At 70.8% G+C, this 14,213-nt stretch carries 16 protein-coding genes; 10 read left to right on the forward strand and 6 right to left on the reverse strand.

The genetic code is table 11. The features are described 5' to 3' along the window. Positions 1 to 78 precede the first annotated feature (78 nt). The 3 genes from ASF52_RS21555 to ASF52_RS21565 form a co-directional block, all read right to left on the reverse strand. Entirely contained in the window at positions 79 to 1,344 is a 1,266-nt protein-coding gene (locus ASF52_RS21555) for a cytochrome P450 (RefSeq protein WP_056176799.1), read from the reverse strand. Positions 1,345 to 1,419: 75 nt separating this feature from the next. After that, complete coding sequence (locus ASF52_RS21560) at positions 1,420 to 1,689, reverse strand: DUF6894 family protein (RefSeq protein ID WP_056176802.1); 270 nt, start codon at positions 1,687 to 1,689, stop codon at positions 1,420 to 1,422. A gap of 1 nt (position 1,690) precedes the next feature. Beyond that, positions 1,691 to 2,404, reverse strand: a complete 714-nt coding sequence (locus ASF52_RS21565; RefSeq protein ID WP_056176805.1) for a Crp/Fnr family transcriptional regulator — start codon at positions 2,402 to 2,404, stop codon at positions 1,691 to 1,693. A 311-nt stretch (positions 2,405 to 2,715) separates the two neighbouring features. On the opposite strand from ASF52_RS21565, the gene ASF52_RS21570 reads away from it, so the two are divergent. Next, the gene (locus tag ASF52_RS21570) at positions 2,716 to 3,864 is read left to right on the forward strand and encodes a helix-turn-helix domain-containing protein (protein ID WP_056176808.1); all 1,149 of its coding nucleotides are present in this window, start codon (positions 2,716 to 2,718) and stop codon (positions 3,862 to 3,864) included. Further along, positions 3,861 to 4,112 carry a hypothetical protein gene (locus ASF52_RS21575; RefSeq protein ID WP_056176810.1) on the forward strand — a complete coding sequence of 84 codons (252 nt, stop codon included), beginning with the start codon at positions 3,861 to 3,863 and terminating at the stop codon, positions 4,110 to 4,112. The genes ASF52_RS21570 and ASF52_RS21575 overlap by 4 nt, the downstream gene beginning before the upstream one ends. A gap of 83 nt (positions 4,113 to 4,195) precedes the next feature. On the opposite strand, the gene ASF52_RS21580 is transcribed toward ASF52_RS21575, so the two are convergent. Continuing rightward, the gene (locus tag ASF52_RS21580) at positions 4,196 to 4,435 is read right to left on the reverse strand and encodes a DUF6894 family protein (RefSeq protein WP_056176813.1); all 240 of its coding nucleotides are present in this window, start codon (positions 4,433 to 4,435) and stop codon (positions 4,196 to 4,198) included. Between the two features lie 141 nt (positions 4,436 to 4,576). On the opposite strand from ASF52_RS21580, the gene ASF52_RS21585 reads away from it, so the two are divergent. The 3 genes from ASF52_RS21585 (at position 4,577) to ASF52_RS21595 (ending at position 8,109) form a co-directional block, all read left to right on the forward strand. Continuing rightward, positions 4,577 to 5,527 (forward strand): NAD(P)H-dependent oxidoreductase, encoded by a 951-nt coding sequence (locus ASF52_RS21585; RefSeq protein WP_056176816.1) that lies wholly within the window; start codon positions 4,577 to 4,579, stop codon positions 5,525 to 5,527. Between the two features lie 259 nt (positions 5,528 to 5,786). Continuing rightward, the gene (locus ASF52_RS21590; RefSeq protein ID WP_056176818.1) at positions 5,787 to 6,881 is read left to right on the forward strand and encodes a DUF535 family protein; all 1,095 of its coding nucleotides are present in this window, start codon (positions 5,787 to 5,789) and stop codon (positions 6,879 to 6,881) included. A gap of 58 nt (positions 6,882 to 6,939) precedes the next feature. Continuing rightward, on the forward strand, positions 6,940 to 8,109 hold the full coding sequence (locus tag ASF52_RS21595; protein WP_056176822.1) for an aminotransferase class I/II-fold pyridoxal phosphate-dependent enzyme: 1,170 nt from the start codon (positions 6,940 to 6,942) through the stop codon (positions 8,107 to 8,109). Between the two features lie 425 nt (positions 8,110 to 8,534). Here ASF52_RS21595 and ASF52_RS21600 read toward each other — a convergent pair whose 3' ends face one another. Together ASF52_RS21600 and ASF52_RS21605 are read right to left on the reverse strand one after the other, a co-directional pair. Beyond that, the gene (locus ASF52_RS21600; RefSeq protein ID WP_056176824.1) at positions 8,535 to 8,936 is read right to left on the reverse strand and encodes a nuclear transport factor 2 family protein; all 402 of its coding nucleotides are present in this window, start codon (positions 8,934 to 8,936) and stop codon (positions 8,535 to 8,537) included. 426 nt (positions 8,937 to 9,362) lie between these two features. Beyond that, positions 9,363 to 9,632: a hypothetical protein gene (locus ASF52_RS21605; protein ID WP_443136712.1), complete on the reverse strand. Its 270-nt coding sequence runs from the start codon at positions 9,630 to 9,632 to the stop codon at positions 9,363 to 9,365. A 293-nt stretch (positions 9,633 to 9,925) separates the two neighbouring features. Between ASF52_RS21605 and ASF52_RS21610 the strand changes: the two genes are divergently transcribed. The 5 genes from ASF52_RS21610 to ASF52_RS21630 are packed head-to-tail and all read left to right on the forward strand — an operon-like array spanning position 9,926 to position 14,056. Further along, positions 9,926 to 10,456 (forward strand): sigma-70 family RNA polymerase sigma factor, encoded by a 531-nt coding sequence (locus ASF52_RS21610; protein ID WP_056176827.1) that lies wholly within the window; start codon positions 9,926 to 9,928, stop codon positions 10,454 to 10,456. Further along, positions 10,453 to 11,229, forward strand: coding sequence for an anti-sigma factor family protein (locus tag ASF52_RS21615; protein ID WP_056176831.1), 777 nt, complete (start codon positions 10,453 to 10,455; stop codon positions 11,227 to 11,229). The genes ASF52_RS21610 and ASF52_RS21615 overlap by 4 nt, the downstream gene beginning before the upstream one ends. A 9-nt stretch (positions 11,230 to 11,238) precedes the next feature. Beyond that, positions 11,239 to 12,351 (forward strand): catalase family peroxidase, encoded by a 1,113-nt coding sequence (locus ASF52_RS21620; protein WP_056176834.1) that lies wholly within the window; start codon positions 11,239 to 11,241, stop codon positions 12,349 to 12,351. Continuing rightward, positions 12,348 to 12,893: a cytochrome b gene (locus ASF52_RS21625; protein ID WP_056176837.1), complete on the forward strand. Its 546-nt coding sequence runs from the start codon at positions 12,348 to 12,350 to the stop codon at positions 12,891 to 12,893. Before ASF52_RS21620 ends, ASF52_RS21625 begins: the two co-directional genes overlap by 4 nt. A gap of 29 nt (positions 12,894 to 12,922) precedes the next feature. Further along, a complete protein-coding gene (locus ASF52_RS21630; protein ID WP_056176840.1) occupies positions 12,923 to 14,056 on the forward strand; it encodes an FAD-dependent monooxygenase in 1,134 nt (377 codons plus the stop codon). The last annotated feature ends 157 nt before the right edge of the window (positions 14,057 to 14,213 follow it).

A 14,213-nucleotide genomic window follows, 5' to 3' on the forward strand; every position in this document is an offset into this window, starting at 1 on the left:
GCACCGGCCCTCCGACGGTCCACCGGCGGATCTGTCGGGACCGGGTGTACCTGTCGGGACCGGGGGTGCGCCGGCGCCTCAGACGGGGCGTACGGCGCGCAGGACGAAGCCGCTCCTCGGGCGCGCCGGAATGTCGGCGAGGTCGATCCCGAGATCCTGGGGCGGGACCTCGTAGCGCATCGACGTCGCCAGCAGGCCGGCCGCCGTGATCAGCAGGGTCTGGGTGATGCCCTCGCCGGGGCATCGGTGTCCGTCCACCGCCGCGCCGCCGCCATGGGAGATCAGGTCGAACGGATCGAGGGCTTCGGTGCCGAAACGGTCCGGATCGAAGCGTTCCGGCGTCGGCCATCGGCTCGGGTCGTGATTGGTGCCGTAGAGGTCCATGAGAGCCCAGTCGCCGACTTCGAACGCATGGTCTCGCCAGGCGAAGGGCTCGCGGACCCGCCCGCCGATGAACGGGATGAACGGAAAGGCGCGCCGCACTTCCCAGGCGAAACGCTGGCGCGTGCCCGCGTCCGCGTCGGCGAGTGCCGCGACCCAGTGCGGGTTCTCGTGGAGCGCCAGGGCGGCGAACACCACGTAGCGCGCGTTCGCGACCGTCGGGCGCAGCAGGTTGATGAGTTCGACGCCGGCCGTCCTGACGTCGAGACGACGCCCATCGGCGTCGCGGTGGGTCGCGACGGTCCGGGCAGCGCCCGGGGGCACGTCGCGGCGACCGCTCCGGATGTCTTCGATCATGCGCCGGGCCCAGCGCTCGGTGCGGGCGCGAAGGAGATGCCCCCGCCAGTTGCGCGGTCCGATCGCCCCCGTGCCGGCGACCATGGCGGCGAACTCGGCCGCCCGTGCCTCGATCTCGTCCGGGGGCAGGGCGAGGCCCACCCAAGCGCACACCGTGGCCGTGATGACGCGGTGCGCCTCGTCGAGGAGCACCACGCTGTCCATCGTCGCCCAGCGCAGCACGGCGCGGCGCCAATGCTCGGCAAGCAGGTCGGAGAAGCGCCGGAGGGCGTCCGGCCCGACGAGCGACAGGAACATCTCCTTGCGGTGGCGATGGGCGTCGCCGTCGAGGACCATGACGCTCCCATTGTCCTGGATCAGCGCGAAGGTGGTCGGCGGCAGCGCGTGTCGTCGGGTGAAGCGATCGCCGTCGTAGAAGTGCGACGCCGCCTCCCGGCCGGACATGCAGATCACGGGACTCAGCATGAGCCGGGCCGCGAACACATCCGATCCGTACCGTCGGCAACGGTTCGGGATGAAGGCATAGCCTTCGGAGAGAAGCGACAGCGTACTGTCCGGTGCCCGGTCCCGGGGAATCGCGGAGTCGTTCAGCCGCTTGGTCTTCATGGGGGATCCACTCATGTGGCTGATACAGGTCATGTCCTGGCACCGACTGCCGGCACCGACGCCGAGCGCGCGGGGTCAGCCCGTCCGGTCCTCGTCGTCCTCCTCCGGGACGATGTCGCCGAACGGCACCATCAGAACCCGCCGCGCCCGCTCGTCCTCGATCTCGAACGAGCAGGCAAACCAATCGCGCACCGCGAAGGAGGGGGACCCGGCGACCAGGTCGCGGGCGCATTGCAGGGCGTGCCGGCGTGCCGCCTCGTCGTCGGCGAGCTCATCGCCCTCGGGGTCGACGGCCAGTTTTTCGGTCCCGCGCCCGTACCGGAGGTGGAAGAAGTAGCGCGGCATCTCAGGCCCCCTCGATCAGGCGGGCATACTCGGCCTCGGGCGTGCCATAGCCGCCATCCGCCATCTCCTCCAGGAGTTCGCGGTTCACCACGGTGATGCGCCCGCGTCTGGCTCGGATGCGGCCGGCCCCTTCGAGCTGCTGCATCGCCAGGGTCACGCCCGAGCGTCGCACGCCGAGCATCATCGACAGGAAATCGTGCTTGAGTAGGATCTCGTCGCCGTCCACCCGGTCGTGGCACATCAGCAGCCAGCGCGCGAGGCGCGCTTCGATCTCGTGGGTGGCGTTGATGAAGGCCGTCTGCCGCACCTGGATCATCTCGGTCAGAACGTAGCGCAGGAGCAGCTTGCGCAGTGTCGGGCTCTCCTCCACCGCGGCGGTGAGGGCATCGGTTCGGATTTGCAGGGCACTGCCCGGCATCTGGATGAAGTGGTTGTGCGGGATCCGATCGGAGCCGAGCAGCACCGGGGTGATGCCCACCGCACCCTCCCGCCCGATGATCCCGACTTCGACCCGGCCGTTGGCCCCCTCGGCGGTGATGGACGCGATGCCGGTCTCGATGAAATGGATGTGTTCGGTCCGCGCGTTCGGAGCGAGCAGGATCTGTCCCGTCAGGAGATCCACCGGCTCCAGGTGCGGTCGGAGGCGGGCGAAATCCTCGGGCGGCATGACCTTCAGCAGGCGATTGTGGGCATCGCAGTGTCGACCGTGAGTCATGAGCCCTCGTCTCCACCTCGGAGCAAGAGCGCGCGCTGTCTCCCAAGCGCCCACGCTCTGATCCGTATGCGGACGATGGGAAGAAGATAGGATCGTCTCCGACAAGTGACAATACGGATTTTGGAGAATAAAAACGAATTGACATAGGTTATTGACGGATAAATCTAGGTTAGTCCTAGATATTGTGGAGGTTCGATAGCGCACCGGACGTGAGAGTAGACTTTCGTGCGGCATAAAAGCTGCCTATAGCTGGGGCATCCAGCCTTGCCCGCGCCCGTGGCGGTCAAGTGCCACAAATTCTGGAGCCTTGAATGCATCTCACCGCCCAGCAGCCCCTCGTGCTGCTTGCCGAAGCCAACGCCCTGGTCGGCGTGGACCTCGGCGACGCTTTGGTGCAGGCGGGCTACCGTGTGATCGGTCCCTACGCGACGGCCCTCGACGCCTTGGATGCCCTGGAGCGCGAAAGTCCCGTCCTCGCCGTCGTGGACGTCGAACTCAAGGACGGCGTCTGCACCGCCCTCGGGCAGGAGTTGCGCCACCGTGGCATTCCCTGCCTCGTCCACTCGAGCCTGCTGCCGAACGAGCCCCAGGCCATCGGCTTTCAGGGCGTGCCCTGGATCTGCAAGCCGGCGTTCCCGGAGGATCTGATCGCCCTCCTGGACGAGTTGGCGTTCCTGCCGCCTCCGTCGGCGCGGATCGAGGCCCTGCCCGTCGGGTTCGCCCGGCCGGCGGAGACAAGGGGCAATCCCCTCGTGCGCAAGCTCGAGGGCTTCGTCGCGCTCTCGGAGGCGGACCGGGCGATCCTGGAACGGATCAGCGCCGCTCCGCGCATCGTCGGACCGCGGACGGACCTGATCCGGGAAGGCGATACCCCCAGGGGCGTATTCCTGATCATGGACGGCATGGCCTGCCGCTACAAACAGCGCAGGGACGGGGCGCGCCAGATTCTGGCCTACCTGCTCCCGGGAGATTTCTGCGACCTGGACGCGGCGCTCTTGAGCGCGATGGATCACACCATCAGCACCCTGTCCGGGTGCCGGGTGGTTCATATCGCGCCGGACCTCATCGCCGAGCTGATGCGCAACCATCCGCAACTCGCGCGGGCGATGCGCATGACGACCCTCGTGGACGAGGCGACCCTGCGCGAATGGCTGTTGAACGTCGGCCGCCGGTCCGCCCTGGAGCGGCTGGCGCACCTGTTCTGCGAGCTCTACCTACGCATGAAAGTGGTCGGGTTCGTCCATGACGAAAGTTACGGTCTGCCGATTACGCAGTCGGAGCTGGCCGACACCGCCGGCATCACGATCGTTCACGCCAATCGCAGCTTGCAGGAACTCCGCCGGCGCGGCCTCATCGAAATGAGGGGTCGGTCCCTGAAGATCCTGAACTTCGATCGGTTGAAGCAGCTTGCGGAGTTCCGGTCCGCGTACCTGCACCTGGACGGTCGTGCCGCCGCATGAGTCTCCTCTTCCAGCCCGTGCAGGTTGCGACGGGGAGTTCCGACAGCGAGAGCCGCCTCGTCTTCGACGACGGTTTCCTCGTCGCGATCCTGGTGCAGCTGTGCGCGCAGCGTGGCGATCAGGCGGGCCGGTGGTTCCTGGAGGCCGGTTTCGGTCGCGTCGAGCATGCGAACCCGCCCACCTTCGCCGATCTCGACGTGGCGCAGGACTGGATCGAACGGCAACTCGCCAGTGCCGAGGACGTCTGATCCCGACGCCACGGCCCAGGGAAGGGGCCGGACCCGCGGCAGGTTTCGCGAAAGTGGTCACCGGTCTTGCGTCGAAGACCTGCTTAGCGGATGAGCCAGTTTCCGACGAAGGACAGCACGCCCGAATAGACCACGTGTCCGTCCTCGTCCGAGACGAGAACCGTGACCGCATGGTGCTCTCCGTCGGCCGGAACTTCGTCCAGTGCGATGACGGGCAGCAGCTTCTTGGCCTCGCGCACGGCGCTCTGAAGATCGGCGCAGATCACGCCCTCGTCGTCGCGCTCGTGATGGCAGCCTTTGAGGTCGAAGAAATAACGCGGCATCGCAATCTTCGTGCACCCGAAACGGGAAGCCGCAGCATTCTTCAGCACGGGGTGGCGGTCAAGGGACGCTCGGGTACCGCGCCGATATGACGAACGTCCGATAACCTGATCGCGCGGGAGTGCGGTGCGGGTCTGGGCCGAATGAAGTCTGCGATCCGGAGGCGGACGATCTTGGGAAACCTGGTAGCCGAAGCAGAGACCTTGCCGCTGGAGACACGCCCGCTCCAGGTTTTGGTGATCGCCGGATCGGCGAGGCGGCTCGACGGATGCCCCGGCATGGACGGCAAGGCCCGCTTCCTCATGCACCGGATGCTCGGGCGCCTGCCGCCCCGCTGGCAGGTCGACCATGTCGACATCGGCAACGCGCACGGCAAGCCGAAGATCCAGGGCTGCAACGGCTGCGTCGGCTCCTCAATGGCGCTCTGCGTCTGGCCCTGCAACTGCTACGGTCCGGACAGCGACCACCAGCCCGACCTGATGTGGAACGAGAAGCTCTACCAGCGTCTCGCCCGGGCCGACGCTTGGGCGATCATCGGCCCTGTCTGGTGGTACGGGCCCTCGACCAACCTCAAGGCGATGTTCGACCGGCTCGTCTGCATGAGCGGCGGCAACCCGCGCCCCGACCTCATCGACAAGAAGAGCACCCTGAAGGCCCAGGCCCTGGAGAAGAGCCCGCTCTGGAAGGAGCTGACCCGGAACCACCTGGAAGGGCGCACCGCCGGGTTCTTCTGCTACGGCAACGAAGGTGGCAACGAACTCGACGACTACCGTCGTCCGCGCATCCTACGCCACAAGGCGTGGTTCGACCCGGCCCGAGAGCCGTACCAGGGCGACGAGCGGAACGCCTACCAGGGCCTCGTCTGGCAATGCCGCTACAGCGGGATCGAGGTGCCGGACGACCTCTGGCGCCACGCCTCCGTCGGCCTCGGCCAGCCCTACGCCGACGATCAGGCCGACGACATGGTTCGCGAGCCCGAGGCCATGGCCTGCTTTGACGGGTGGGTCGATGCCTTCGTGGGGCACGTGACGGCCAAGGGCATCGTGCCCGGGACGACCGAGGCCGAACGAGGCGCGCAATCCACGACGGATTGACGGCCCGAGCCCCGGGTCCTCTCCGCGATGCGGCCGCGGATGCGCGGCGCGAGCATCCCCGGTCATCCGCACCGTCTTTCGGAGAATGCGGGCGTCGGCCGGCCGGGGGAGCCATCCACCGAAGGCGTTAGGGCAAACGTCGAATGGCATAGGGATTAAAGCGGGCCGGTCGCCGGTACACGGTTGGGCGTGCCTCGGGGTTCGGTGCGCGCCCGCTTGCCCGGCCCCCGCTCCCCCGACCTCACCGGAGAGATCGCCCATGACGCTCGTCCTGCGTCACCCCTTCTGGGAACGCCTGCTCGCGAGTTCCCCCCGGGGCATCGCCCTGGCGGTGTCCGGCCTCCTCCGGCATCCCGTCGCCCTGCGGCCGCTGCGCGAAGCCCGGCCGAACAGCGCCCTGGGCCGGCTCCTGAGGGGCCGCCCGGAGGTCTGGGGCATGGTCGCCACGCCCTACCTCTGCGCCCGCTGGAGCGCGGCCGAACGCCTGACCCGCATCGCCGGGCATTGCGCGGCGGTCGAGCGGCTCGGCCCCCTGCTCGATACGCCCCTCGACGCCTTCGTCGACCTGCTCGACCTGCCTGAGATCGATTCCGCCCATCGCATCGTCCTCGACCAGCCGCACTGGCTCCTGCGCGACGGGCAGGCCACCTTCAGCCTGTGGGACGGCGCGGACCGGCTGATCTCGCTATCCTACTGCCTGTCCTTCGACGGCGACGGTCTCACGGCCTATGTCGGCGGCCTGCAGGGGCGCAGCGAGGCGGGCGTGCTCGACCGCTACCGCCGCTTCACGAAGCAGGCCGAAGGCCTGCGGCCGACCGACTTCACCATCGACCTGTTCCGGGTGTTCTGTCGCGGCCTCGGCGTGACGCGCCTTCTCGCGGTCTCGGACGCGATCCATCATCGCCGCAGCGCCTACTTCGCGCGCCGGTCGGATTCGACGGCGGCCCATCTGAGCTACGATGCGCTCTGGCACGGACGCGGCGGGGCGCTGCGGCCGGATGGCTTCTACGCCCTGCCCCTGGCCGATGCGCGGCGGCCCGCGGGCGCGATCCCGGCCAACAAGCGCGCGATGTATCGCCGTCGCTACGCCATGCTCGACGCCCTGGCGGTCCGCCTCGATCGGATCACCCGCGACGGCGCCGATCCCGTGCGGGTGGGGTTTCACGGACGCGTCGGCCCGGCGAGTCCCGGCCCGTTCGGCCGCGGCCCCGGCCGCCCGGGGTTGCGCCCTTTCGCGGGTTCGGGTTCCGCAGCGGGCGCCGTCCCGGCCGCAGGGCGAGGGCGGCACTTGGAGTGGGGCTTGGGACCAGACTTCGGGACGGACCTGAGGCGCCCGCGGCCGGGGCCGCCTTGACAAGGCTTGGGCCGGTGCGGCCTTGACAAGGCGTGGGCCGGGGGTGCCATCAGCCCCCATGTTGCGCCCCCAGACACCCGGCCCGGACCCGTCCAGCCTCGACGCCTTCGCGGAGGCCGGCCTCGCCGAGCTCGACGCCAAGGCCCTGCGCCGGCGCCTCGTCGCGACGGCGCGGGCGCCGGAGGCCGGGGCGGAGCGGGACGGGCGCCGCCTCGTATCGTTCTCGTGCAACGACTATCTCGGCCTCAGCCAGGATCCCCGGGTGATCGCGGCGGGGCAGGCGGCGCTCGCGCGCCACGGCGCCGGGGCGGGGGCCTCGCGCCTCGTCACCGGCAACCACCCGCCGCTCGCCGCCCTCGAAGCGCGCCTTGCCGCCCACAAGGGCAAGGCGGCGGCCCTGGTCTTCGGCAGCGGCTACCTCGCCAATCTGGGGATCGTGCCGGCCCTGGCGGGGGCGGGCGACCTCGTCCTCGTCGATGCCCTCGGGCATTCCTGCCTGTTCGCCGGGGCGCAGCTCTCCGGCGCGACGCTGCTGCGGTTCCGCCACAACGACGTCGCCCACCTGCGCGCGATCCTGGCGGCGCGCCGCGCCCGGCACGGGCGGGTGCTGGTGCTCACCGAGCGGGTGTTCAGCATGGACGGCGACCGGGCGCCGCTCCCCGAGATCCTGGCTCTCGCGGCCGCGTACGACGCTTGGACCCTGGTCGACGACGCCCACGGCCTCGGGGTGGTCGAGGCGGGCGCCCGCGCGCCCCTCGAAATGGGCACCCTGTCGAAGACGCTCGGCTCCTACGGCGGCTATGTCTGCGCCTCGCGCGCCGTCGTCGACCTCCTCACGAGCCGGGCCCGCAGCTTCGTCTACACCACCGGCCTGCCCCCGGCCTCCGTCGCGGCGGCGCTGGCCGCCCTCGACATCGTGGAGACCGAGCCCGCGCGGGCCGCCCGGCCCCTCGCCCTCGCGCGCCGCTTCACCGCCCGCCTCGGGTTGCCGGAGGCCCAGAGTCCCATCGTGCCGATCCACGTCGGCGAGGCCCCGGCGGCCCTGGCCCTCTCGGCGGCCCTGGAGGCGCGCGGCTACCTCGTCGTCGCCATCCGCCCACCGACGGTGCCGGCCGGCACCGCCCGCCTGCGGGTGGCGTTCTCGGCCGCGCACGACGCGGCGCAGGTCGACGGCCTCGCCGACGCGATCCTGTCCCTGCGGGCGGACGCCGACGCGCGGTCCGCCTGAACGGAGCCGGGCGGCGCGCCCTGCACCGGGAGAGCTTCGTTCATGGGCGGCAGACGTGCGCTCCCGCCTTCCGGAGTATCGCCGGGGGGCGTGATCGTCTGGCCCATCCTCATATGGTGCTGCCTCATACCGGTGCCGCTCGGCAGCATCGCTTCCGGGCTGTGGCTCCGCCACCGCGCCTATCGGCAGGCGGCGCTGAACGCTCGCTCGCAAAGGCGGGGCACCGGCGGCCGGTCCACTCGCGGCGGGCCGTATGAAAACGGCCGCCGTTCGCCCGGGCCGCGGAGGTCCGCAGCGTTGCGCTCATCCGGGACCTCGACTGTCGCCGCCCCTATGCCGCTCGCTGCCCCGTCCCGCGCATCGGTCCGAGGGGCGAGGTCCCGGCGGTCGCGACATCCGGATCGCGCCAGTCCCGCATGACGACCTCAAACCGCGGGTGGATCGAGGAGCACCCAAAGGCGCGCGATCCGACCATCCACGATCTCGGCAACATCCGCTCCGGTCACGAGGACGGGCCCGCCTTCCGGACCTGCCTGCCATTGCAGCGAACCCAAACCGTGATGGCCGACGGCCTTGCGGGTGGGCGTGAACCGGAACGTCGGACCGAACTGATCCAGGAGCTTGCCCGCCACGGTCGCGATGGCCGCGCGTCCCCGAACGACGCCCGTCGGTTCGTACATGACCGGCTCCTCCACGAAGAGGTCGGTCAGCGCCGAGGCCCGGCGGAGCGGGTCGCGCTCGTTGAAGACACGCTCCAGGTTCGCGCGGAGCAGCGCGTCGTGATCGGGTTCTCCCGCGGCTCCCATCGTCTGCTTGGACTCGGGCATGGGGGCCTCCTTCCGTCGGGATGCGACTGCGCGGCCTATCGGATCCGCCGCGGCGGAGCGCCGGCAGAGGGCTTCCGGGAAACTGCACGAACCGGCATCCGAGCGCGAGTGGTCCGAGGCCGGAAACCCGGGCCGGATCGTCGGCGCTCCGACCTTCGCCCACGTCGCGTCGCAATCGCCCGAGCGCACGGGGGTCTCGAGGCCAGCAGCGACAACCCTCCGCGCTGCCGTTCGCGGCAAGGGGCGCTCGGCCCGGCTGTCATCCGCACGTCGAACTCCACCGCGGCGGTCTCGACGACGGAGGTTTCACGAACCGGATGGCATGCCGTTCACGCGGCCAGGCCATCGTGCCTGTGCCCTGCCGGTGGGCTCGATGTCGCCGAGAACTCCCGAGCGCGGGCGTTTGCGCGCTCGGGGCGTGCCGAGCTAGTTCGGGATCAGCTCACGGGCTGGCCCCCCGGTCTCCTCGCCCCGCCCCTGGGCATAGCCCGGCAGGGCCGGGTTCCGGGCGTTGCCGCTGTCGAGGTCCGGGCCGCCGAGCCAGTCCGCGGACCGAGCCTGCGGCCGGATCGAGCCGGTGATCGCCGGGCTCTCCAGCGAATGCGTGACGGTTCGGGCCTGGGAGACCCCGGTCAGAGCAGCGAGAGTGCAGGCGGACGCGAAAGCGACGGCAGAGACGGTCTTGAGCATCGTCATGTCGGATCTCCGGTGTTTCCCGCCCGATCGAACGGCGCCGAGCAGGGATGCCGGACAGACGACGTCTTCGGCCGCTTATTCCCCATGCCGTCGAAGAATTCGGTTCTCGTCTTGAGCGCCGTCCCCCAGAGACTCGGTGTCCGGTGCGCGCGTGAGAAAGTTTGGTGCGAGCGTGGAATAATCCCGGACCGGCGGCGTCCATGCCTCTGTCGTCGGCTGTCATCGGCCGCGGATCAGGCTCGCACCGGTCGGCCTGCACACGGAGGAGCCCCGGCCATGCCAGGAGATCGGACATGACGGACATGATGCGCCTCATCGCGCCGCTGATCCCGGCCCTGCGCCGCTACGCCCGCGCCCTCCTGCGCAATCCCGCCGATGCCGACGACCTCGTGCAGGACTGCCTGGAGCGCGCCGTCGGCCGCTGGCACCAGCGTCAGGCGGGCGGAGACGCGCGGACCTGGCTCTTCGCCATCCTCCACAACCTGGCGGTGACGCAGATGCGCCAGCGTGCCCGCCGCGGTGCCCACATGCCGATCGAGGACATGGCGGAGGCCACCCTGGCGGTGGCGCCGACGCAGGAGAGCGCCCTGCGCCACCGCGACCTGATGTGCGCGCTCGACGCCCTGCCGGAGGAGCAGCGCAGCGTCCTGCTGCTCGTGACGGTGGAGGGTCTGTCCTATTCCGAGACCGCCGAGATCCTCGCCATCCCGACCGGGACCGTGATGTCCCGCCTGTCCCGGGCCCGGGACCGGATGATCCAGTCGATGGACGGTGCCGAGGCGGCCGTTCCGGCCAAGCGCCCGCTCCTGCGGAGGGTGAAATGACCATGCGTCCGATCGGCGAAGACGACCTCCAGGGCTTCGTGGACGAACGGCTCGATACCGCCCGGAGGCGCGAGGTCGAAGCGTATCTCGCCGACCATCCCGAAGCGCGGGCGCGCGTCGACCGCCTCGTCGACATGGGCGACGCGATGCGGGCCGCCTTCGCCCCCATCGCCGCCGAGCCGGTTCCGGCGCGGCTGAACCTGACGCGGATCGTCGAGGCACGCCGTCGCCCGCAACGTCCAGTCTGGCAGGCGATGGCGGCCGGGCTGCTTCTTCTTCTCGGCGGGGCCGCAGGCTGGGGACTGCGCGACGTGGTCTCGCCGGTGCCGACCGGCATCGCGGCGCTGGCCCAGGCGGCGAGCATGAACTACGCGGTCTATGCCCCCGATCACACCCGGCCCGTCGAACTCGCTGCCGCCGACCGGAACGAACTCGCCGGCTGGTTCTCGGCCCGGCTGAAGCGAACGGTCGGCGTGCCGGACCTGAGCGGCGCCGGCTATCGCCTCATGGGCGGGCGCCTCGTCGCGACGCAGCAGGGGCCCGCCGGCCTCCTGATGTACGACGACGGGCACGGCGCCCGCTTCGTGATGCTCATGCGGCCCATGTCCGTGCCCGGGGACGCACCGATGCAGCCGCACACCTCCGGGACGTCGAACGGCTACGCCTGGGCCCAGGACGGGCTCGGCTACAGCCTGGTGGGAGCGGCCGACCCGGCCGTCCTGCACCCGCTCGCCGACGCGATCCGCCGCGCCACCAGCCCCAAAGCCATCTGAAGGCCCGCCATGTCCCTCCTCGACGACCTCGCCGGCGCCGGTCCGGCGATGAGACCGCGCGCCGTCATCCTGCGGCTCGGCGCCATCGCGGCTCTGGTCGCCGGCACCGCCGGGGCCTTCGCGTATGCCGGCGGCTGGCTCTCGCCGCATGACCTGACCCCGGCGCGGATCCTCGACCGCTTCGAGCGGGTCAACGGACCGCATCCGGGGTTCCGGCGTAACCACGCCAAGGGGCTCTGCCTCGCCGGCCGCTTCGAGAGCAGCGGCCGGGGCGAGCGCCTGTCGAAGGCGTCGCTGTTCGCCCCGGGCCAGATCACCCCGGTCACCGGGCGCATCGCCCTCGCGGGCGGGCGGCCCTACGCCGCCGATGCGGCCACCACGGTGCGCAGCCTCGCGCTCCGCTTCCACCTCCCAGACGGCGAGGAATGGCGCACCGGCAACAACGACATCCCGGTCTTCCCGGTGCGGACCCCGGAGGCGTTCTACGCCCAGCTCCTCGCCGCCAAACCCGATCCGGCCACGGGCAAGCCCGATCCCGAGGCGCTCGCAGCCTTCTTCGCCGCGAACCCCGACAGCGTGAAGGCGGCGGCCCTGATCAAGGCGCGGACCCTCACCGCCGGGTTCGCCGACGACACCTTCCGGGGCCTGAACGCGTTCCGGTTCGTCGCCAGGGACGGCAGGCAGACGCCGGTGCGCTGGGCGTTCGTGCCGGAGCACGCCGCAACGGCGGAGAGCCCGGCCCAGGGGGGCCGCGCGGACGAGAACTTTCTGTTCGACGGTTTCGCGTCCGCGGTCCGTCGCGCGCCCGTGCGCTGGCACCTCGTCGTCACGCTCGGCGAGCCTGGCGACCCCACGGCGGATGCGACGCGGGCCTGGCCATCCGAGAGACCGAGCCTCGATGCCGGGACGGTGATCGTTTCGGAGACGGAGGCCGAGGCGGACGGCAATTGCCGCGACGTCAATTTCGATCCCCTGGTTCTGCCCGCCGGCATCGAAGGCGGGGACGACCCGCTGCTCGGCGCCCGCTCGGCGGCGTACGCGCAGTCCTTCACGCGCCGCGCCGGTGAACCGAAGTCGCCGAGCGCCGTCCACGATGCCCCCGTTGCAGGAGCCGGATTATGAGCAACACCACGCACTTCAACCGGCCGGCCCGGCTGCTGCACTGGACCATGGCCGGCATGATCCTGGCCATGCTGTTCATCGGCGTGGCGATGGTGACCTCCCTCGCGCACTATGACGCGCTCGTGGCGCTGCACCGCCCCCTCGGCATCGGCATCCTGATCCTCGCGGTGCTGCGCCTCGTCAACCGCTGGCGCCATCCGCCGCCGGCATTGCCGCCAGACCTTCCGGGCTGGCAGCGGCAGGCGGCACACGCCTCGCACCGCCTGCTCTACGGCCTGATGCTCGGGCTGCCGCTGATCGGCTGGGCGATGCTGTCGGCGGCCGGCTATCCCATCGGGCTCGGCGGCTCGGTGGTGCTCCCGCCGATCCTGCCGCGCGATCCCGCGATCTATGCCTGGCTGCGTCCGGTCCACTCGGTGCTGGCCTACGCCCTGTTCGGCCTCATCCTCGCTCATCTCGGCGCCGCCCTGATGCATGGGCTGATCCGCCGGGATGGCGTCTTCTCCAGCATGGCCCTGCGCGCGACGGCGCCGCGCTCTTGACGACGATCCGGGCAACGAGGCGAGACGGCATGGACGACAGCGCAACACGCCGGGTGCTCATCGCCGGGGGCGGCATCGCCGGCCTTGCCATGCGGCGAGCGCTGCAGCGACGCGGCCTTCCCTCGCTGACCCTGGAGCGACGACGGACGCCGGCCGATGCGGGCCTCGCCATCAATCTGCCGGGAAACGCGGTCCAAGCCCTGCGGCAGCTCGGCCTGAGCGACGCCCTGCGCAGGGTCGGCTCGCCCGTCCGCCGGCGCGAATACCGCACCGGGAGCGGGCGCCTCCTCTTCGCCATCGACGAGACGGCGTTCTGGGGGGAAGAGGCATGCCCGCATTGCCTGCGTCGCGCCGACCTGCTGCGCCTCCTGACCCGCGACCTTCCCCCGGCCGATCTCCGGCACGGATCCGGGATTCACACCGTCCGGCAGGTGCCGAAGGGCGTCGCGATCGAGACCCGGGAGGGGATGGTCGAGACCGGCGGATTCCTCGTCGGCGCCGACGGCGTCCACTCGCGGGTTCGACGCGAGACGTTCGGTGATTCCGTGCTCGGCGCGGCGATGTTGGCCCCGGCGAGCTGGCGCTTCATGGCACCGAACCCAGGCCTCGACGCCTGGACGCTGTGGGCGGGATCGGACGGATTGTTCCTGCTCATCCCCGTCGACCACGGTGAGGTCTACGGGTGGGTCTCGTTGGGCGCGGCCGCCGGACGGGGGCGGGATCTGGCCGCCTTCCGGACGGCCTTCGCGTCGTTCCCGCGCCTCGTCCGCGACACCCTCGCGTTGGTTTCGTCCGAGCCGGGCGCGCTCCATCACTCGCCCCTCGAAGAGGTCCGCATTCCGACCTGGACCCGGGACCGGGTGGTGCTGGTCGGGGATGCCGCGCACGCGACGGCGCCGGTCTGGGCCCAGGGCGCCGCCATGGCTCTCGAGGATGCCCTCGTGCTGAGCTCACTGCTCGCCGGGAGGGCGGACTGGGGCACGGTCGGTCCGGACTACGAAGCCCTGCGCCGGCCCCGCGTGGCTCATGTCCAGGCCATGACCGATCGCCTGTCCCGCACCGCACGGATGCCGAATTGGGCCAGAAGCCTCTTGCTCCCCGTGATCGGGCCGCGCAGCTACCGCGCCACTTACGCTCCCCTGCGCACACCGGTCCCGGCCTGAGCACCGGGCCACGGCGATCCCGTGCATTCCCGACGGTCCCGGACGGGGCCGGACACGGAACCAGGATACTTCCCCGACGACGACAGCCGGATCCGTCCCTCGACGTCCGGCCGCGTCCTCGAATGTCGCGAGGCGGCTCCGACGGTGGATCGGCGCG

It is taken from the genome of Methylobacterium sp. Leaf112 (assembly GCF_001423295.1).
In the GTDB taxonomy this organism is placed as follows: Bacteria; Pseudomonadota; Alphaproteobacteria; order Rhizobiales; family Beijerinckiaceae; genus Methylobacterium.

Coding starts and splice junctions, on each gene's coding strand:
- ASF52_RS21555 (WP_056176799.1), bottom strand. CDS start 1,344: ATGAAGACCAAGCGGCTGAACGACTCCGCGATTCCCCGGGACCGGGCA.
- ASF52_RS21615 (WP_056176831.1), top strand. CDS start 10,453: ATGACCATGCGTCCGATCGGCGAAGACGACCTCCAGGGCTTCGTGGAC.
- ASF52_RS21620 (WP_056176834.1), top strand. CDS start 11,239: ATGTCCCTCCTCGACGACCTCGCCGGCGCCGGTCCGGCGATGAGACCG.
- ASF52_RS21595 (WP_056176822.1), top strand. CDS start 6,940: ATGTTGCGCCCCCAGACACCCGGCCCGGACCCGTCCAGCCTCGACGCC.
- ASF52_RS21625 (WP_056176837.1), top strand. CDS start 12,348: ATGAGCAACACCACGCACTTCAACCGGCCGGCCCGGCTGCTGCACTGG.
- ASF52_RS21610 (WP_056176827.1), top strand. CDS start 9,926: ATGACGGACATGATGCGCCTCATCGCGCCGCTGATCCCGGCCCTGCGC.
- ASF52_RS21600 (WP_056176824.1), bottom strand. CDS start 8,936: ATGCCCGAGTCCAAGCAGACGATGGGAGCCGCGGGAGAACCCGATCAC.
- ASF52_RS21630 (WP_056176840.1), top strand. CDS start 12,923: ATGGACGACAGCGCAACACGCCGGGTGCTCATCGCCGGGGGCGGCATC.
- ASF52_RS21570 (WP_056176808.1), top strand. CDS start 2,716: ATGCATCTCACCGCCCAGCAGCCCCTCGTGCTGCTTGCCGAAGCCAAC.
- ASF52_RS21565 (WP_056176805.1), bottom strand. CDS start 2,404: ATGACTCACGGTCGACACTGCGATGCCCACAATCGCCTGCTGAAGGTC.
- ASF52_RS21585 (WP_056176816.1), top strand. CDS start 4,577: ATGAAGTCTGCGATCCGGAGGCGGACGATCTTGGGAAACCTGGTAGCC.
- ASF52_RS21580 (WP_056176813.1), bottom strand. CDS start 4,435: ATGCCGCGTTATTTCTTCGACCTCAAAGGCTGCCATCACGAGCGCGAC.
- ASF52_RS21590 (WP_056176818.1), top strand. CDS start 5,787: ATGACGCTCGTCCTGCGTCACCCCTTCTGGGAACGCCTGCTCGCGAGT.
- ASF52_RS21560 (WP_056176802.1), bottom strand. CDS start 1,689: ATGCCGCGCTACTTCTTCCACCTCCGGTACGGGCGCGGGACCGAAAAA.
- ASF52_RS21575 (WP_056176810.1), top strand. CDS start 3,861: ATGAGTCTCCTCTTCCAGCCCGTGCAGGTTGCGACGGGGAGTTCCGAC.
- ASF52_RS21605 (WP_443136712.1), bottom strand. CDS start 9,632: ATGACGATGCTCAAGACCGTCTCTGCCGTCGCTTTCGCGTCCGCCTGC.